Here is an 18,451-nt window from a genome sequence, read left to right on the forward strand (position 1 = left end):
GTAACTTATGTTATAACATAACACTAAGAGGTGATGGCATGGCTGTGCGTTGGTGGGTGCTGCTGGGCAGCGTGCTTGTGACTGGCGCCGCTGGCGCGGAAGTCCGGCATGTGGGTGCGCACGTGCACGGACGGGCGACGGTCGATATCTCGATCGAGAACAACATGGTCGCCGCCGAGCTCGATCTGGCCGGGCACGACGCCGTCGGGTTCGAGCATCCGCCGGGCACACCGCCGGAGCGGGCGGCACTCGCTCGTGCGAAGGCGGTGTTGCAGTCGGGGCGTTGGCTGGAAGCGGCACGCGCCGCGGATTGCCACGTCGCCGAGGCACACGTCGACGCCCATGGTTTCGATGCCACGGACACCTCGGGCGCGCACGTCGACCTGCACGCCGACTATCGGCTGCTTTGCGCGCACCCGGACAAGCTCAACGCGCTCGATGTGCGACTGGTCGAAACGTTTCCTTCGCTGCAGACCGTCGTAGTCAACGTGCTGTCCGCGAACGGTAGTCACCAGCAGGTGCTCGACCCCGGCGTCGTACGGGTGGACGTGCAGCCATGATTCCTTACGGCGATGAGGTGCTGCTGCGGTGCAGAGGCCTGCGTTTCGCGTGGCCGTCTTCCGATACGGTGCTGATGCTGGACGATTTCCACGTCGCCTCCGGCGAGCGGCTGTTCCTGTGCGGGCCCAGCGGCAGTGGGAAAAGTACCTTGCTCGGGCTCATCGCAGGCGTCCTCTCGCCAGCCGCCGGTGAAGTGAATGTGCTGGGTACGCCGTTGTCGTCGCTGAGCGCCTCGGCGCGGGACCGCTTCCGTGCGGACCACCTCGGTTACATCTTCCAGCAGTTCAACCTGCTGCCCTTTCTGGATCCGGTCGAAAACGTACTGCTCGGGTGCGCGTGGTCGCCCGCGCGTACGGCACGCGCAGGCGATGCGCGTATCGAAGCGTCGCGACTGCTCGGTGCCCTTGGCCTCGATCGGCGCACCCTGTCGCGACGAAAAACCAGCGAGCTCAGCGTCGGACAACAACAGCGCGTGGCCGCCGCGCGTGCCCTCATCGGTGGCCCTGAACTGATCGTCGCCGACGAGCCGACCTCGGCGCTGGACACCGCCGCGCGGGACAGCTTTTTGCAACTCCTCCTGGGCGAGTGCACGCGGCACGGCACCGGCGTGGTCTTCGTCAGCCATGACATGTCACTGGCGCGCCATTTCGATCGTGCCCTGGCGCTGGGCAACCTTCCTTCCCACCAGCTGGTCGCCTGATGAACGTCCTCAGCATCACGTTGAAAAGCCTGCGCCAGCGTCGCACCGGTGTCGCGCTGACCGTGATCACCATCGCCCTCAGTGTCTTTCTGCTGCTGGGCGTCGAGCGCGTCCGCACCGACGCGCGGCAGAGTTTCGCCAGTACCGTCTCCGGGACCGACCTGCTCGTCGGCGCACGCTCCGGTCCCGTGAATCTGCTGCTTTATGCGGTATTTCATGTGGGGGAGGCGACGAACAACATCACGTGGAAGACCTATCAGGACATCCGTGCGATGCCTGAAGTGGCCTGGACCGTGCCGCTGTCGCTGGGCGATTCGCACCGCGGTTTCCGGGTCACGGGCACGACCTCCGATTTTTTCCTGCACTACCGCTATGGGGCACGCAAGCCGCTGGCATTCGCGGCCGGACATGCCTTTTCCGACCTTTACGACGCGGTGATCGGCGCGGAGGTCGCGCGTCGTCTGCACTATGGCGTTGGAGACACCATCGTCCTCGCCCACGGACTGGGCGGGCCCGCAACGGCGCTGCATTCGGACAAGCCGTTTCGTATCTCGGGCGTGCTGGCGCCGACGGGCACACCGGTCGATGCGACGATCGCGGTGAGTCTGGAGGCGATCGAGGCTATTCACGTCGACTGGCGCTCCGGTGTCCGTCTGCCGGGAATGACGTCCAGCGCCGATCAGGCGCGACACAGAGACCTGACGCCCAAGGCGATCACCGCCTGCCTGGTCGGGCTGCGTTCGCGCCTGTCGGCCTTCGCCGTGCAGCGTGCGCTGAACGAATATCCCGACGAGGCGCTGCTCGCGGTGCTGCCGGGCGTCGCGCTGGGCGAGCTGTGGCACTTGCTGGGTACCGCTGAGAATGCCCTGCGCGTCGTCAGCGCGATGGTGGTGCTGGTCGGCATCTCGGGCATGTTGACGGCGTTGCTGGCGATGCTCAACGAACGACGTCGTGAAATGGCGGTACTGCGCGCGGTGGGGGCATCCACACGCACGGTCTTCGCGTTGCTGGTCGCGGAGAGCACCTTGCTGACTCTTATCGGCATGGTCGCGGGCGGGGTCCTGCTGTTTGCGGTGACACTGCTGGCGCACGATTATCTGCTGGCGAACGCGGGCATCGTGCTCAATGCCACGCCCTCGGCGCAGGAAGGGTGGTTGCTGCTGAGCGTGCTGGTGCTCGGTTCGTTGTCGGGATGCATTCCGGGATGGATCGCGTATCGACGTTCTCTGGCCGATGGCCTGCAGGTGCGCCTGTGATCGCGCGCCTGTGCTGTCTCGCCTTTGCCGTGTGCGTTGCGGGGTGTGCTCGCGACGGTACTGACGACACCGCGGCGCAGGGCCCGGCGACGGCGGCGACATCCGAGCTCGCGCGTGCGCAGGCGGCCGCCGATGAAGGTCGCGCGCGACGAGCCAGAGCGGGTGCTGACGGTATCGCTGCGGCGAATGCTTTCGCGGCGTCGCGTGGCAACGCGGCCGTGGCCGCAGCACCCGCCGCACCCCTGCTCGGCCTGCCGGACGAAAACGGGTTCGCCGATCTCGACTGGAGCCGGATGGTCCCGCCGGAGGATTTCAAGGCGCTGGAGGACGCACCTCCGGTGCTGCACGTCGGCAATCAGCGCATGAAGCAGGTCGGTACCTTGCATACCGTGGCCGCGCTCGACGGCAGGAAGATCCGCTTGCCCGGCTATGTCGTGCCACTGGAGACGGACGACGACGGCAGGATGACCGAGTTCTTCTTCGTGCCGTTTTACGGCGCGTGTATCCACGTCCCTCCGCCGCCACCGAACATGCTGGTGCACGTGCGCCTGGCGAAGGGCATCGATACGCCGAGCCTGTACGACCCGGTGACGCTGAAGGGCGTGATGCACACCCAGGTGACCGAGAACGCGATGGCCGCTTCCGCGTACGCGATGGACGGCGCCACCATCGAGCCGTATCGCAACGATGACGAAGAGCGCCTGAGGCGTGCGTTCGAATGAAGGTGCCATGGGCGGGACGACCGCGGGTGTGGATGCTTGTCGCGGGTATCGTGACGGCGGCGCTGGTGGCGTTGCTTTCGATCGCGGGACCGCCCGACATGCCGCCGGCAAGGCGGCAGGCGGTTGGGAAGACCGCCTCCGCGACCACGAACGCGACGGCACGGGTGGTCGCTGTAAGTGCCCAGGGCAGCGGCACGGACCGGCTCGGTCCACTCCTGCGGGCGAACGAGGCGTTCGCTCAGGACACGGTCTTCCTCGTAGCCGCCTCCGTGCGCGCCCGCTGCGATCCTGCCCACGCGCATGACCTCGCCGCCATGGCGGCGCAAGCCCGGCTGCCGATGCTGGCGGGAGTGACCGAGGCGATCGGCGAGCAGACCGATATGCGTGATTATCTGCTGGCCGCCGTGCGCGACGTCGCACAGCGCGCACCCTGCTCAGGACCCTTCGATATGAGCGTCGGTGACTTTGTGCAGCGGGTCGACGTGGTCCGCTACGCGGCGGCTTTTCCGGACAGTTACTTCGATCCCGCGATGACCGCGACGCCGCAAGAATTCGCGGGGCGGTCTCTCGCTGACCGCGCACACGACGAATGTGGCAAGGTGGCTTACGCGGTGCTGCCGCTCGATGCGCCCCGTGCATGGCAATGCGCGGGGCTTCGGGCCCAGGGACGAACGCGGGTGAGGGCCCTTTGCCAGCAGATCGGCGAGGCCGACACCGCCGCCGTACAGATCCGGGAGGCTGTCGGACGCATGCCCCCCACGTGCCAGTAAGTCCATGCCCAACCAGGAATCGCCTTGAAAGCCATCACGACGCTCCGTTACTCCCTGCTGGTCACCGCCTTGTCCACCGTGATCGCCACCTCGACCTTCGCCGGCGATGCTCCGCCGCCCTCCAGGGGCACGTATCCGGCATTGCCCAGCGAAACGCCGGCCGACTTCAAGCCGACGTACGACGGTTTCGACTACGAGACGCGCGACGTGATGATCCCCATGCGTGACGGGGTCAAGTTGCACACGGTGATCCTGGTGCCCAAGGGCGCGAAGAACGCGGGTATCCTGTTCACACGCACGCCCTACGACGCGTCCGAAATGACCAGCGCGGTCGAGAGCGGTCACCTCGGCGTCGCGGTCAGTCACGACGACGACGCCAGCGATGTGCTCGTGCAGGACGGTTACATCCGCGTCGCGCAGGACATTCGCGGCAAGTACGGTTCGGAAGGCGATTACGTGATGAATCGTCCGCTGCGCGGGCCGCAGAACCCGACTCCGGTCGACGATTCCACCGATGCCTACGACACCATCGACTGGCTGGTGAAACACGTGCCGGAGAGCAACGGCCGTGTGGCGATTCTCGGCATTTCATACGACGGCTTCGAACCGCTGATGGCGCTCGTGCATCCGCATCCCGCCCTGAAGGCGGCCGTGCCGATGAACCCGATGGTCGATGGCTGGATGGGCGACGACTGGTTCCATCACGGCGCGTTCCGTCAGCAGAACCTCGAATACATCTATGAGCAGACCGCCTCGCGCAAGAACACGCACAAGTGGTGGAACAACTACGCGGACGACTACCAGTTCTTCCTGGAAGGCGTGTCGGCCGGCGCGATCGCGAAGCGCTACGGGATGGAACAGCTGGGCTTCTGGAACAAGGTGGCGCAGCATCCGGCCTACGATGCGTTCTGGTCCGATCAGGCGGTGGACAAGGCGCTGGCCCGCGAACCCGTCAAGGTGCCGACGATGCTGGTGGCGAGCCTGTGGGATCAGGAAGACATCTACGGTGCCTTTGCCGTTTACAAGGCGATGAAACCGCACGACGACGCGCGCAAGCTCTTCCTCGTGGCGGGCCCATGGTTCCACGGCCAGGAAGTACGCGACGGCAGCAGTCTTGGCGCAGTCCGCTTCGGCACGGACACCGGGCTCTACTTCCGCCAGAAGATCCTCCGTCCGTTCCTCGCGCACTACCTGAAAGACGCGCCGGCCACGACAGCGCCGGTCAACGCGTATGTCACCGGCGAGAACCGTTGGGAGACCGGTCCGGCATGGCCGATGGACGCGACGGGCGGTGCACGGCCGACGCGGCTCGTGCCTGGTCCGGATGGCACCCTGGCGCTGGGCGCAGGGACGGGAGAGCCGTCCGCTACGGCGCAGTACGTTTCCGATCCGGCACATCCGGTGCCGTACCGTCCGCGTCCGGTCGGTCCGATGTCGGGTACGGGCTGGCAGCACTGGCTGACCAGCGACCAGCGCGAGGCGGCATCGCGCCCCGATGTGCTCACCTTCACGACCCCGGTGCTCACCGCGCCGGTCCGCATCAGCGGCGAGCCGAACGTTCACCTCGTGGCCAGCACCAGCGGTACGGACAGCGACTGGGTGGTGAAGCTGATCGATGTCTATCCCGATCAGGTCGCCGAGCAGCCGGAGATGGGCGGCTACGAACTCGGCATCGCGATGGATATCTTCCGTGGCCGTTATCGGGAAGGCTTCACCGTCGGCAAGCCGATCACTCCCAACGTGCCGCTGGCGTATGACTTCCGTCTGCCGAACGCCAACCACGTGTTCGAGCCCGGCCACCGGATCATGATCCAGGTACAGTCCAGCTGGTTCCCCCTGTACGACCGCAATCCGCAGACCTTCGTACCCAACATTCTGTTCGCGCAGCCGGCGGACTTCCAGCCGGCGACGCAGAAGGTGTCGCTGGGTGGAGCGGACGGCACGTATATCGAGTTGCCTGTCACGGGTTCCTGAGGCGGTTGACCCGGGGGAGGGACGCCCCTAATCTCGATGCCTTACGGAGATGGCATGCCTCCGCGAACCGCCCCATCGGGGCTGATGATGCCTACATGTCCTGGGTTGCCCGGGGCTGTAGGCATGTGCCTTACGCCCTTGCGTCCCAGGTGATTTTCATTCGTCTGGATGAGCGCATGCGCGGTTTTCGGTCCCTCGAGCAGTGGGAACTGCTTCCCTACATCGGCAAATGGTTGCTGATCGCTTCGTTCGTCGCGGCTCTCGCGGGAACCGCGTCCGCCTGGTTCCTGATCGCGCTGGCGTGGGCGACGCGGACGCGTGAGATCACGCCGTGGCTGCCGGCATTGCTGCCGGTCGCGGGCTTCGTGATTGGCTGGGTGTACTTTCGGCTGGGCAAGCCGGTGGAAGCAGGCAATAACCTGCTTATCGACGAGATCCACGACCCGCGAAAGGTCGTGCCTTTGCGCATGGTGCCTCTGGTCTTTGCCGGCACCATCGCCTCGCATCTGTTCGGTGCATCGGTCGGGCGTGAAGGCACGGCGGTGCAGATGGGCGGTGCGCTCGCCGATCAGTTGACTGGCGTGCTCCGCCTGCGGCACGAGGATCGGCGTGTCTTGCTGATGGCCGGCATGAGTGCGGGATTCGCGGCGGTCTTCGGTACGCCGCTGGCGGGTGCGTTGTTCGGCCTGGAGGTTCTGGCGATCGGCAAGCTGCGCTATGACGCGCTGTTGCCCTGCATGATCGCGGGCATCGTCGCCGATCGCGTGTGCGTCGCGTGGGGAGTGCATCATACGGCGTACGTGGTCGGCACCGTGGCGCCATTGAACGTCTGGACCGTGCTCTCCGTCCTCGTGGCGGGGCTCGTCTTCGGCGTCGTTGGCATGCTGTTCGCCACCGCGACACATCGCTTCGGTGCGCTGGTGAAGTCGTTGATCGCGTATCCGCCCTTGCGCCCTTTCTTTGGCGGCATCGTCATTGCGGTATCCGTGTACCTGCTGCACACCGAGGCCTACATAGGGCTCGGCATTCCGACCATCGTGGCCGCGTTCGATCACCCGCTGCCCTGGTGGGACAGTGTCAGCAAGTTCGGCTACACCGTGTTCTCGTTAGGCACCGGCTTCAAGGGTGGCGAGGTCACGCCGCTGTTCTTCATCGGCGCCACGCTTGGCAACAGCCTGGCACCTTTGCTGCACCTCCCGTTCGCCATGCTGGCGGGACTGGGTTTCGTCGCCGTATTCGCCGGCGCGGCCAATACGCCGCTGGCGACCACCGTCATGGCGATCGAGCTCTTCGGTCCGCAGATCGCTCCGTTCGCCGCGCTGGCGTGCGTGGCGGCGTATCTGTTTTCAGGCCATACCGGGATTTATCATGCGCAGCGGCTGGGCCGTTCCAAACACCCACGCCGGTTGCCGGAAGATCTGCGCCTGGGTGACGTGGCCGAGTGGCGTCGACGCAACCGCTGAGCGCGCTCGGAAACGGGGCGGCCGAGGCCGCCCCGTCACGTTAGGGATTGCTCGCGTTGATGAAGCCGGGATTGGCGGCGATGAAGTTAGCCACCGCCTGGATGTCGAAGCTTCCCCAGCCGGTCGCCAGGTCGTAGCCCTTGGTGGCGGAATAGCCTCCGTTGGTGCCGCTGGCGACGTCGTGCAACGGCAGCGGGGTGGTGGTCGACCTGGCATAGGCGTAGATCGCCGGCGGCGCAAAGCCGATGGCGTTTGCGTTCGCGCTTTCGAGGCGTGCCCACGATCCGCTGAACAGCGGCGCGGCCAGACTCGTGCCACCGTTGGCGTAATAGCCGGACGTGCCCACACCCGAGGTCGAACTCTTGGTCAGGTAGAAGATGATGGGCGAGTTGTCCCAGTCCGCATCGAACGCAAGGTCAGGCACCTGGCGGTGCGCACCCGTCTGCCAGGATGGCGTCGCTTCCGCGGTGCTGGTTCCGCCGCCGCTGTACGGCCAGCTGGTTTCCGACACGTAGTTGTCGGAGGTGTCGGTGTTGAGCGTCGTGCCACCGATCGCGGCAACGTACGGTGAGCTCGCAGGGTAAGACACGCTCAGGATGGTCTTGCTGCCGTAGGCACCGTTTTCGCTGGCGTTGCAGGGATACGAGCCGTTATCGCCCGACGACGCGACGAACGTCTGACCCTGCGAGACACCGAGCTGGAAGACGGAATCCGCGAAGCCCTTGGTGGTGCTGCCGCATTCCGCCGCACCCCACGACATGTTGAGCACCTTGGCGGTGTTGTCGCTGACCGCGCGGTTGAGCGCCTTGAGGATCGCCGAGTTGGAGTTGGTGCCCGACGTGTAGAAGGTCAGGCTTTTGACGCCGCCGCTAACACCGGTGATCGCCTGAGCGTCCATGGCCCACTCCACCTGGCCCGAATCGTCGCTGCTCGACGCGGTGGCGACGATGGAACTGGGGACGGCGGGAAGGCCCTTGTCCGAGATGAAGTGGGCGAGGTCGGCCTGCGCGTTGGTCATGCTGCCCCAGCCGATGACGGCGGCAGCGGTTTTGCTGGCGCGGGCCACGGTGCCCGCGTGATAGACCGTCGCGAATTCCTGCGGGTAGTACCCATGGCCGCCACTGGATGTGGTCACGTACGCCGGTTTCAGCTGCGCGGCCGGCAGGGAATAGGTCTGCATCTTCCGGGTGGTGTCGAGGCCGACCACCTGGTCGATCTGGCTCAGTTCCGCCGGTACCTGCACGGCGCTGTCGTTGGCGATGCCGTTCACGCCTTGCACGTTGAAGCGAGCGATCGTCGTACGGAAGGCGGAACGTGCCTTGCCCACGTCACCATCGGCGGTGACGATCAGGCGGTTCGGTGCGATTTCGACGTTGGTGAAACCCTGTTTTTTGAGGTACGCCGCGACCGCTTCAGCCTGCTCGGCGGTGGGGGAGAAGGTGGCCTCACTCTGCTCCTTCGTCAGGAAGCGGTGGTAAACGAGGCTGTTGGGTCGGAACAGTTCACGCGTGTAGTTGTTCAAGGCGTCGGGATCGCGCACCTTGAGCGACACCGCGATCGATACGGTCTGGCCGTCTTCGGCGTAACCCTGGAACTGTGCGGCACCGGAGTGGAACGCCTCGGTGCGGGTGGATGCCCATGCCTGCGTCGACGAATCCGTCGCGCTTGCCGCGAATGGAACACTCAAAGCCAGTATCAGTGAAGTGGCAAGCAAACGACGCTCGCCATGATGCTTTGCACGCTGCCCGTGGTTCTGCATGTTGGTCCCTCTGGATGACTGGGCGGCTGAATCCCCCTGTAGCCATCGGACGCGCCGCAGTATCGTCCGCTGGCGTTTCCTCCTGTGTATGAACTCTGTCTTCGGATCGTCACATGCGTCGTCCGAGCGGAATTGCGTACGACGTCCCACTTTCGGGGTACTTTGTTCGAAAGATCTTGCGTTTTTGTAGATCGTCTTCAGCCGACGGCATCACACCTCGCCGGTGTCAGCGCGCCTTGCCGGACTTCTGTGCCCGCATGACGTCCCGATAATCCGGCGCCTTGACCGTCTTCGAATCGAGCGATGTACGGTAGTTTCCCTGCATTACGAGCGACACTTCGCCGAGGCCGCCATCGTGCGCCGTGCTCCATGACGCGATGGCGATGGTGTTTTCGCCGCGCTGGTTGAGCAGGCCGGAAGGCAGCTCGAATTCCGTCTGTGGACCTACGTCGCTGATGTAGCGCCCGATCTGCCAGCCGTTGATGAAGACGACCGCACGGTAGTGATGCGGCGCGATATCGTGGATGCGCAGGGCGATCGGTACGTCCTGATCGGCGGGGAGATCGAGCCGGAACGAGGTCCGGTACCAGTCGACGCCAGGCTTATCGGTGCTCACTGGCAGTGTCGTCCTCGCCCATTGCCCATCCGGGAATCCGGGCAACTGCCAGCCCATCCGTTCGCCGTAAAGGCCCCCCGCGTTGAATGGACCGCGCACGGGGTCGGGCAGGGTTTCGCCACCGACGTTGCCCTGAATCTTCCAGTGGATGTCGTCCGCAGGCCCGGCGAAGGTCGCCGAGATCAGGCCGCGCGGCTCGCGGAACGTGCCGCTGCGTTCTTCCTGAAGATGCCCCTGGTTGTCGACCAGCACGGCAAGCACGTTGTCTCCGTCCTTCCTGAGCCAGTCGGGATCGATGGCAAACTGCTGTGCGCCACTGGGGTTGTTGCCAAGGAAATGCCCATTGAGCCAGGCGGTGAAGATGCCGCGGTTACCCAGGTGAACACCCATGCTGGCGGACAAGCGGATGGCGGTTTCCTTCCCGGTCGCGCGGAAACGGCCGCGGTACCACACGTTGCCGTGATGGAAACCGTACGCGTCGCTGTCGAGGATCGGCAGCGTGTGCGCCCAGTAAGGATTGGGCGAGCTGGTGCGATCGGTGGGGAGCCAGTCGGCATCGTCGAACCCGGGATCGATCTCCGGCGAACCGTTCGAGACATGCCACGTGGTCAGTGCCGGCAGCGTCACGGGTACCGGGCCATCGAGGTGGCCGAGCAGGCTGCCCGATGGTGTCGTGGTTACCGGAACCGTTTTGCCGTTCCACGACAGGCCGCGAGTGGTCGCCGGCGCAAACAATTCGACGTCGCCCGCCTCTTCCGTATCACCGTTGAGGTAAACACGGTCGCCTTCGGCCCTGGCATGGCGAACCAGATAGGAGCCACGCACGAGAACGGGGCCATCCTTCGTATCTGCCTGCCAGAAGCGTTTCGCCGCATCGTTGTCGCCGATCAGGAGCAGCAGCGGTCTGTCGCCATCGTGTATGAGCACGCGGGCAAGATCGTCATGCCGATAGTTGAGCCGGAGCGTGTGCGTTGCAGGGTCCCAGTGCGTGGCGACCTTGCCCGCTATGACCTCGCTGTTCGGCTCCGAGCCGTAGCGCAGGACGGTTTCGCCGTCTTCACCGTAGCGACCGTAGAGCAGCGCGATGTCACGATCGCCGATGGTCAGGTCGGTCATCAGTTCGGAGGTGGAGTAGGCCAGATCCTGGCGACCGAACCGATAGTTGGCCAGCAAGATCTTCGAATCCCGGCCATCGATATGGATGGCCGTTCCCGCTTGCTGGGGAATCGTTGTCTCGTGGGCGCCCGATGGATCGGTGGCGATCGTCAGGTGAGTGGCGTCGTTCGTGGTGTCCTGCGGCTCGGCGTGTCGCAGGATATAAAAGCGTGTGCCGTCGTCGGGATTGATCCGCGCCACGACCTTCAGTCGCGGATTGGTCGGCACATGGGTGCCGGTGGCATCGGTCCGTGCCAGCGGTGCGACGGCACGCGTCATGAAGCCAAGGAGCTTCTGCTGGTCGTACTTACTCGTCAGCTGGCGACTTGCCGTGATCGCCGCGCCGTAGTCGTACGACGTATACACGCCCGGTGACGACAACCAGCCCCAGTTGGTCCCGCCATAGGTCATGTAGAAGTTCTGCATCGTCGAGCCGGCGGCCATCATCGACTCGTAGAACACGCGCTCGAAGGCGGGGCCAGTGAACTTCCGGCAGGCTTCGTAGCCCGGTCCGCCCCAGGTATCGAACGCGCCGCCCTGATACTCGGGGAAGAACAGCGGCGCATGCGTCAGCTCACGGCGTTCCTCGCTGAAGTCGTAGATGCCGTTCCAGCGGTCGGGACGTGTGCAGTCGAAATCGAGCGGGTACGAATCCTGGCCGGGGATGTCCGTGGCGCCCAGACCCTCGACGAAATTGCCGTTGTGGTTGCCGGTGAGCGGCACGGTGATGCCATCGGCGCGCGCCTCGTCTTCGAGGTTTTGCATATAACGGCGGGTATCGGGGTTCTCGTCATACAGCTCGTTCTCGACCTGGTAGAGCAGCACCGTCCCGCGGCCGTCGGTCATCTGATGCCGCGCGACGATGCGATCGATCTGCGTCATCCACTCGCGGTACGCCGCGGTGTATTCCGGCGATGTGGTGCGCGGTTTGCCGGCGGTGGTCACGAGCCAGGCGGGGAATCCACCGGCGTCGGTTTCGGCGTTGATGTACGGGCCCGGGCGCGCGATGACGTAGATACCGACGTCGCGGGCCATGTCGAGCAGGCGGTCGACGTCGCGGATGCCGCTGAAGTCATAAACCCCACGCTCAGGCGAGTGGTAGCCCCAGTGGAAGTAGATTTCGACCGCGTTGAAGCCCGCGGCCTTCATCTTCTGCAGGACATCGAGCCAGAGATCGGGCGAGGGCAGGCGCCAGTAGTGAAAGGAGCCCGACCATAGATAGGTAGGCTTGCCGTCGATGATGAGGGAGTAGCGGTCGTAGGTGACCGTGTGCCCGGGCGGCGCGTCGACCCCGAGGCCGGGCAGCGGATTCAGCGTGCCGAGGGTAAGCGCCGCGAGGCTGAGCATCCGCGATACACGGCGGCCGTAACGGCCACGGACAGTACTCATCCCCACCTCCAGTCGACCACGGCGCCCGATGCGGCATCGGGCAGAGCCTGGGGCAAACTGGGTAGTTATGCAAGTTTGGGCGGTTTGGCTCCAGTCGATCGGCGCTGCATCGCGCGCGCAGGGGAGTGCACCGCCATGACCAACTGGCGCTCGACGGCGGAAGCGCGACCTTGCATATTTACGTGCAGACCATCCGGCGCGTGCCGCCCGGCCAATAAATTCATTTCGACAGGAAGCAGTAGGGATGTTTGGATTTTTCAGGAAGCGCAAGAAGGCCGCTGAGGCGCCCGCTGCGGCGCCGGCCAATGACGGGCGCATGGTTTCCTTCGTCGACACATACGGCCGCTCCTATCAGATTCCGTTCGAGCAGTGGCGTCGGGAGGTACTGCAGCCGAACCTCCAGTCCAAGTGGGACGAGCCGGACGCTCTTTACTCGCTCGTCATCTCGGCTCTTGGCGACGATCTCGCATCCGACGTCGACGCAGCCAGTGCGCATCTGCTCGAGATCGATCCAATGATCGAGCGCGGCTTCGTTACGCGGGCGATCGTCCAGTTGAAGCTGGGGCGCACACGGGATGCGAAAGGTACGCTGCGCAAGGCGATCGACAAGGTCGGCGAGACGCCGACGCTGCTGACCAACCTCGCGAAGGTGGCCAGCGCGGAAGGTAAGGACACCGAGGCCATGGCGATCCTCGATCGCTCGCTGCAGCTCGATCCCAATCAGGACAACGGCCTTGGCTGGCGCGTCGCTGAGCGGACCGAAGCCGCGGGCGCTGAGGCAGCGGAAGCTTTCCTGTGGGCGCTGGCCGAGCGCGACGATGCGTTCCGGCCGCAGTTGCTGCTGGGTCAGACAGCGATCCAGGCCGGCCTGCGCGACGATGGGCTTGCATGGTTCGACCGGGCGCTGGCGAAGGCTCCGCACGGGACGGACGTGATGCTCGCCGTCACCGGTACGCTGGGCCAGCACGGTCTGCTCAACGATCTCGTGACGCGCGTGGCACCCTTGTTCGATCCACAGCGCGATGACGTCCGGGTGGGTTTCAACTTGTTGCAAGCCTATGTCGAACTCGGCGACGCGGAACGGGGTCAGCTCCTGCTCGGCAAGCTTTTCGCGCTGGGTCAGCCGGCGTATGCCCAGAACCTCCAGCACTTCGCGCAGGCATTCGACGAGATGACGGTGGAACCGTCGAAGCCACTCGATCACACCCCGGAGATTTCGCTCCTCCAGATGGTGCAGCCGCCCTGGCTGCTCGACATGCACGGCATGGAGTGGGCCGCGCCGCCGCGCTCCGGCGATGGTCCGCGCATCGTCTTGCTACCCCTGGCGGCCGTGGACGATGCGGCAGGCGGTGTGGCTCGCAGCGGGCGCGAGGACGACCGGGGGCGGCTGTCGCGCGCACTGCCGCTCCTGCTGCTCGAGCAGTTGGTCTATTGCAGCGATCTGAGGGTTGCCATGAATCTTCCGGTGGCCGATCAGCACAATTTCGTCCTGTTCGGGCAACCTTTGTCGGACGATGAGCTCGACTATCTCGGCCAGGACTTCGACCTTGCGGTCGAGGGTGAGGTCAGCGCAGGGCAGGACGGTTTCCATGTCGTCTGCCGCCTGCGTCGTCTGAGCGACCGCGTCACGTTGAAACGGGTGGAACGGCGGTTCAATGAACGCGAGGCGGGCAACGCGCTGGTCGTCTTGTCGGGTGAGTTGCTCGCCTCCCTGGCCGAAGCGACAGGCGCGATCATCGAGCCCCGGGTCCCGATGTATGCGCTGCCCGGTACCGACGTCAACGAATACGTCAGCGGTCTGGCGCAGTACCTCGCACTGACCCTCGCCAGTGTGGCGAAAGCGCGCGAGACGCTGTTTGGCGAGCGCAACATCTACGGCTGGCTGCAAACGCTGGCGGTTTCAGTGCCTGACAGCGAGCCAGCGCAGTTCATGTATTTCACCGCACTGGGCAAGGGCCGCCGGATGGGCTCCCCGCTGGTCGACGAGTTTGAAAAGCCGGCCGTGCAACGTATGCGCGAGCTGGTTCAGGCGGGGCGCTTCTCGATCCGGCTGCTTCCACTGCTGGCCGCGGTGTACCCGAACAACGCCGAGCTGGGCGACCTGCTGGCTTCCGCCAAGCCCACAGGTGACGAAGCTTATGCGGCGTGGTGCGCGCGCGTGGCCGCGGCGTTTCCGGTGGAAGCGGTACCTCCCTCGCGCGAGTGATCTCCGCAAGGGCGTCACCACGACGCATGAGGCCGGCGATACGAAGGTGAGCACGCTTCACTTTTCTACCGATCATGCATATTCGGACCGACGTGAAGAGCTGTAGCATGCGCTGTCGAAGTGGCTTGCAGCGTTGCAGTGAGCGCGCGGCGCCGTCATGGCTGACGGCTGGGTGTGCATCGGTTTTTTTGCACTACAGCACACGCGGCCGGTCACGATATTCGGCTAGTCTTGGCACTCCCATCAACGCTCGACAAGGAATTCATATGCGCTCGATATACAACCGTACCCTCCTGTCTGTCGCCCTGGTCATCGGCTGCGGTACGGCCGCTGCGAGCACGCCGTCTTCCACGGCGGTCGGCCTCGGTCAGTCCTGGCCGAATACGACGGACGTCAGTGCAAGTTCGCACTATCACGTTTACCTCTTTGACCGTGCGGGGGTTCGTTATGTCCAGGTCAACGACGCGGCCGGCACGGTGCGCGGGGCGATTGCCGTTGTGGACGGCGAAACGCTCGATCTGCCCATCGGTGTGGATGCGTCACGCTGGAGGAGGGTGAGCGAGACGGCGGCGATCCCCGCTGAAAGTACGTCCGTGTACAGCGATGATGCGATGAGGGTGGTCGTGGCTCCGCAGCCTGATGGTGCCGCTTCATTGCTTCTCGTCACGGAGTGCAACGATCCGACGAAGTGCTCTATCCGCGGCCCCTGAGCCACGCGTCAGAAACGTTTTACCCGGACGCCTTGCTGTTCCAAAGCGGGCGTCCGGGCTTTCCACAACAACATGGCGGTCAGCGATGACGCCAGTAACGCCTGTATGACGAGTGCGCCCTCATCAAGCTGTCCCGTCGCCGTAAGCGCCAGGGCCATGCTGGCCGCCATGCCTCCCAGAGCGGTTCCATGCCATCCATGTCGGGATGCCAGCCCGACCATCGGCCAGAGCAGGGCGAGACGGCTTATCTGCCGGATGCATTCATTGTCGGTCACGATCGCAAGACAGGTCAGCGCCGCGAGAGCGGGAACTACCCAGGCGAGCATGTCGCGAACAAGGGTGCTTCGCCAGATCAGCTTGACCCGGAGGGGTTGCCGGAGTGCCCGGTAGCGTTCCTGCAGCGCAAGAATGACGGGGGTCAATGTGAGCGCGCCCAGATAGGCGCCCAGAAGGTAGCCGAAGAAGAACGGCGTGGGCGACGTGACAGACCACTTTTCCGGCGTATGTGCCAGGGCGGCGACCAGTGCGAGTGTCGTGATGGTGGCCGTGATCAGCGCCGCGCTGACGGTCGCGCCGATGATGACCGGCATGCTTATGCGACCACTGGCATCGTGCAGAGCCCAGCGCTTACGGAGAGGTTTGAGTAGAGGCCACCACAGAACAACCGTCGGAACGGAAACGAGGATCGCCCACAGCATCCCGAACTGATTTGCACAGAATGCAGCGGTCTCGACGAGCGGAACGGCCTCGCCTATGGCCAGCGCCGGCCAGAAGCGGGAAGGTAACAACAGCATGCAGGCCAGCCGCAGCCCCGTGGTGAGCAGGAACTGCTGAAACGAAAGGTAATAGGCGATCTCGTAAACCGCTTCGTACGCTGCGGCCACCGCAACGTATTGACCCCATCTGTACCAGACCTCGCTGGTCCTGTGACTTAGTGCCGTGCTTCCGTTCACGCCCCTGCTCCTTGTCCGAGTTATGAGAATTTCGGCGAGGATGACACGATCGAAAAGCGGGAAGGGGACAGGAAGCTTGACGGAATTGGCGTATGGGCCACTCTTGCCGAAATTGCGTGTTGCTGTTTCGTGGCAATTACTTAAGAAGTAAACGGGTCATCGCAACGTCACGTGACCGGCGCAGACGTCCATACGTGCGCTCGCGCGGCAGCGTTCGCGTAAGGGTTAGTCACTGCCATCGCGCAGGCGAATCTGACAGACGCCCGCAGTGTGTTGAGGCAAATTTTCCAGGTGCGCCACGCGGCAAAAATCGTCGGCGTGCGCCTTGGCGACCTCTTATTGTCAGTTGACAATCAGGGATCGGGAGCCTAATTTACATGGGAGCGCGGAGTGCCACGGAATACGCACAGCAAGCGGCAAGTCGAAGACGCCTTGCGATATGCCGAGAGCAACGGTTGGCGAGTCGAGGGTCAGCGATCTCACTGGGGGTGATGTACTGCCCAGCCAACAATCGGTTGTGCGCCTGTGGCGAATTCTGCATGACGAGCATCGCGGGTACTCCCCAAAATCCCGAGACGCACGCAAGAAAGCTGCGACGTATCGTAGATCGCTGCCTGGCGGCGCAAGCGGCTCGCCATGAGCGCGGCGCCTTCTAGCGATGGACTGCATTGAGGACAGAGCAGACATGCCTGAGTTCAACTTCGTACTGAAATTCGCTTTCGATCATCCGGACACCGACCCAGCGGACTACGTGCAGGTGCTGGAAGAAAGTGGCTGCGACGACGCAGTCGTAGGCATTGGTAAGCTCGGACGCATCGCACTCGACTTCGGGCGAGAAGCGGAAACGGCGGAGGAGGCGCTTTATAGCGCTGTCGCAGATGTACGCCGCGCCATTCCGGGAATTCATCTGGTAGAGGCGGCGCCGGATCTCGTTGGTCTGACGGAGATCGCCGCGCTGTTGGGCCAGACGCGACAGAACGCGAGGCGCATTCTGCAGACGGACGAAGCGTTCCCGCGTGCTGTGCACGAAGGGACTTCAGCGCTCTTCCATCTTGCAGACGTCTATCGATGGATGGATGAAAGGGGAAAGCGGGTCGATACAGAAAGCCGAGCCGTCGCACTCGCCAGCCAGACGCTGAATACCGCGCGCGACATCGGAGCGCTGTCGCCACATCAGGCTGCTCTGGCTCAAGGTTCGTGGCTGGAAGCCATCGCGCGCTAGGCGGAATGCAAAAGGTCGCTGTCGGTGGCCACCAGACGATCGTGGCGGCCACCGTTGTCTTGAGCGCTTCGTGAGGACGTCAGCGCGTAGAGTCGCGCTTCAGCGGATATCGAGTGGTGCGAAACCCTTCACCAGATCGTCGATCGCCTTGATCTGCGCCAGGAAGGGCTCCAGCGCCGTGAGCGGCAGGGCGCTGGGACCGTCGCAACGCGCATGGTCCGGATCGGCGTGTGCTTCCAGGAACAGGCCACCGATGCCAACGGCCATGCCCGCCCGGGCCAGCTCCACCACCTGACGGCGACGTCCGCCACTGGCTTCGCTGCCGGCGTCACGGCGCTGCAGACTATGGGTGACGTCGAAGATGGCCGGGTAGCCTCCGGTCGATTCGATCATCTCGCGGAAACCGAGCATGTCCACCACGAGGTTGTCGTAACCGAATTGCGCGCCGCGCTCGCAGAGGATGATGCGTTCGTTACCCGCCTCCACGATCTTGCCGGTCACGTGTTTCATCTGCGTGGGGCTCATGAACTGCGGCTTCTTGATGTTCACCGCCCGACCGGTCTTCGCGATGGCCACGACCAGATCGGTCTGGCGGGCGAGGAACGCGGGGATCTGCAACACATCGACCACTTCGGCGACAACGGACGCCTGGGCCACTTCGTGCACATCGGTGATCACCGGTACGCCGAACTCGCTCTTTACCCGTTCGAAGATCCGCAGGCCTTCTTCCAGTCCGACGCCACGATACGAATGGATCGACGAGCGGTTCGCCTTGTCGAAGCTGGCCTTGAAAACGTAGGGGATGCCGAGCTTGCGGGTCACGTCGACGTAGTGACCGGCGGCATGCAGGGTGGAATCGAGGTCTTCGAGGACGTTGATGCCGCCGAAAAGCACGAAGGGAAGCGAGTTGCCGACTTCGACGCCGGGGGCAATGGATACGTTCACGGGGACTCCGAGCGGCAGGGACAAGACGCCTATGGTAGCGCTGTCAGCCC

General features: G+C 64.3%; 14 protein-coding genes and 1 riboswitch. Of the genes, 10 read left to right on the top strand and 4 right to left on the bottom strand.

Translation table 11 applies throughout. The annotated features are described in order from the left end of the window. The first annotated feature begins 38 nt into the window (after nt 1-38). From J2X57_RS13685 to J2X57_RS13715, 7 genes are all read left to right on the top strand, one after another. Nucleotides 39-560 carry a DUF2796 domain-containing protein gene (locus J2X57_RS13685; RefSeq protein ID WP_308846738.1) on the top strand — a complete coding sequence of 174 codons (522 nt, stop codon included), beginning with the start codon at nt 39-41 and terminating at the stop codon, nt 558-560. Next, complete coding sequence (locus J2X57_RS13690; RefSeq protein WP_043694574.1) at nt 557-1,261, top strand: ABC transporter ATP-binding protein; 705 nt, start codon at nt 557-559, stop codon at nt 1,259-1,261. The genes J2X57_RS13685 and J2X57_RS13690 overlap by 4 nt, the downstream gene beginning before the upstream one ends. Then, nucleotides 1,261-2,517, top strand: coding sequence for an ABC transporter permease (locus J2X57_RS13695; protein ID WP_309867936.1), 1,257 nt, complete (start codon nt 1,261-1,263; stop codon nt 2,515-2,517). Before J2X57_RS13690 ends, J2X57_RS13695 begins: the two co-directional genes overlap by 1 nt. Then, a complete protein-coding gene (locus J2X57_RS13700; RefSeq protein WP_197056474.1) occupies nt 2,514-3,239 on the top strand; it encodes a DUF3299 domain-containing protein in 726 nt (241 codons plus the stop codon). The genes J2X57_RS13695 and J2X57_RS13700 overlap by 4 nt, the downstream gene beginning before the upstream one ends. Then, entirely contained in the window at nt 3,236-4,009 is a 774-nt protein-coding gene (locus J2X57_RS13705) for a hypothetical protein (RefSeq protein WP_156108707.1), read from the top strand. The genes J2X57_RS13700 and J2X57_RS13705 overlap by 4 nt, the downstream gene beginning before the upstream one ends. Nucleotides 4,010-4,033: 24 nt before the next feature. Beyond that, on the top strand, nt 4,034-5,983 hold the full coding sequence (locus J2X57_RS13710; protein WP_309867940.1) for a CocE/NonD family hydrolase: 1,950 nt from the start codon (nt 4,034-4,036) through the stop codon (nt 5,981-5,983). 36 nt (nt 5,984-6,019) lie between these two features. Next, nucleotides 6,020-6,084: riboswitch (Fluoride riboswitch) on the top strand. Nucleotides 6,085-6,159: 75 nt separating this feature from the next. Further along, nucleotides 6,160-7,446, top strand: a complete 1,287-nt coding sequence (locus tag J2X57_RS13715; RefSeq protein WP_308846741.1) for a voltage-gated chloride channel family protein — start codon at nt 6,160-6,162, stop codon at nt 7,444-7,446. 40 nt (nt 7,447-7,486) lie between these two features. On the opposite strand, the gene J2X57_RS13720 is transcribed toward J2X57_RS13715, so the two are convergent. Next, complete coding sequence (locus tag J2X57_RS13720) at nt 7,487-9,133, bottom strand: S53 family peptidase (protein WP_197056473.1); 1,647 nt, start codon at nt 9,131-9,133, stop codon at nt 7,487-7,489. A 298-nt stretch (nt 9,134-9,431) separates the two neighbouring features. Beyond that, nucleotides 9,432-12,365, bottom strand: coding sequence for a beta-galactosidase (locus J2X57_RS13725; RefSeq protein ID WP_309867945.1), 2,934 nt, complete (start codon nt 12,363-12,365; stop codon nt 9,432-9,434). Nucleotides 12,366-12,609: 244 nt separating this feature from the next. On the opposite strand from J2X57_RS13725, the gene J2X57_RS13730 reads away from it, so the two are divergent. Beyond that, nucleotides 12,610-14,571 carry a hypothetical protein gene (locus J2X57_RS13730; protein WP_309867948.1) on the top strand — a complete coding sequence of 654 codons (1,962 nt, stop codon included), beginning with the start codon at nt 12,610-12,612 and terminating at the stop codon, nt 14,569-14,571. 266 nt (nt 14,572-14,837) lie between these two features. Continuing rightward, nucleotides 14,838-15,281, top strand: coding sequence for a hypothetical protein (locus J2X57_RS13735; protein ID WP_309867951.1), 444 nt, complete (start codon nt 14,838-14,840; stop codon nt 15,279-15,281). 8 nt (nt 15,282-15,289) lie between these two features. On the opposite strand, the gene J2X57_RS13740 is transcribed toward J2X57_RS13735, so the two are convergent. Then, a complete protein-coding gene (locus J2X57_RS13740; protein ID WP_309867953.1) occupies nt 15,290-16,234 on the bottom strand; it encodes an MASE1 domain-containing protein in 945 nt (314 codons plus the stop codon). A gap of 685 nt (nt 16,235-16,919) precedes the next feature. Between J2X57_RS13740 and J2X57_RS13745 the strand changes: the two genes are divergently transcribed. Continuing rightward, nucleotides 16,920-17,456, top strand: coding sequence for a DNA-binding protein (locus J2X57_RS13745; protein ID WP_309867955.1), 537 nt, complete (start codon nt 16,920-16,922; stop codon nt 17,454-17,456). Between the two features lie 99 nt (nt 17,457-17,555). On the opposite strand, the gene kdsA is transcribed toward J2X57_RS13745, so the two are convergent. Next, entirely contained in the window at nt 17,556-18,401 is an 846-nt protein-coding gene (gene kdsA / locus J2X57_RS13750; RefSeq protein WP_036112440.1) for a 3-deoxy-8-phosphooctulonate synthase, read from the bottom strand. Nucleotides 18,402-18,451 lie beyond the last annotated feature (50 nt).

The organism is Luteibacter sp. 1214, assembly GCF_031455395.1.
In the GTDB taxonomy this organism is placed as follows: domain Bacteria; phylum Pseudomonadota; class Gammaproteobacteria; order Xanthomonadales; family Rhodanobacteraceae; genus Luteibacter; species Luteibacter mycovicinus.

Coding starts and splice junctions, on each gene's coding strand:
- J2X57_RS13730 (WP_309867948.1), top strand. CDS start 12,610: ATGTTTGGATTTTTCAGGAAGCGCAAGAAGGCCGCTGAGGCGCCCGCT.
- J2X57_RS13745 (WP_309867955.1), top strand. CDS start 16,920: ATGCCTGAGTTCAACTTCGTACTGAAATTCGCTTTCGATCATCCGGAC.
- J2X57_RS13690 (WP_043694574.1), top strand. CDS start 557: ATGATTCCTTACGGCGATGAGGTGCTGCTGCGGTGCAGAGGCCTGCGT.
- J2X57_RS13725 (WP_309867945.1), bottom strand. CDS start 12,365: ATGAGTACTGTCCGTGGCCGTTACGGCCGCCGTGTATCGCGGATGCTC.
- J2X57_RS13715 (WP_308846741.1), top strand. CDS start 6,160: ATGCGCGGTTTTCGGTCCCTCGAGCAGTGGGAACTGCTTCCCTACATC.
- J2X57_RS13735 (WP_309867951.1), top strand. CDS start 14,838: ATGCGCTCGATATACAACCGTACCCTCCTGTCTGTCGCCCTGGTCATC.
- J2X57_RS13685 (WP_308846738.1), top strand. CDS start 39: ATGGCTGTGCGTTGGTGGGTGCTGCTGGGCAGCGTGCTTGTGACTGGC.
- J2X57_RS13705 (WP_156108707.1), top strand. CDS start 3,236: ATGAAGGTGCCATGGGCGGGACGACCGCGGGTGTGGATGCTTGTCGCG.
- J2X57_RS13695 (WP_309867936.1), top strand. CDS start 1,261: ATGAACGTCCTCAGCATCACGTTGAAAAGCCTGCGCCAGCGTCGCACC.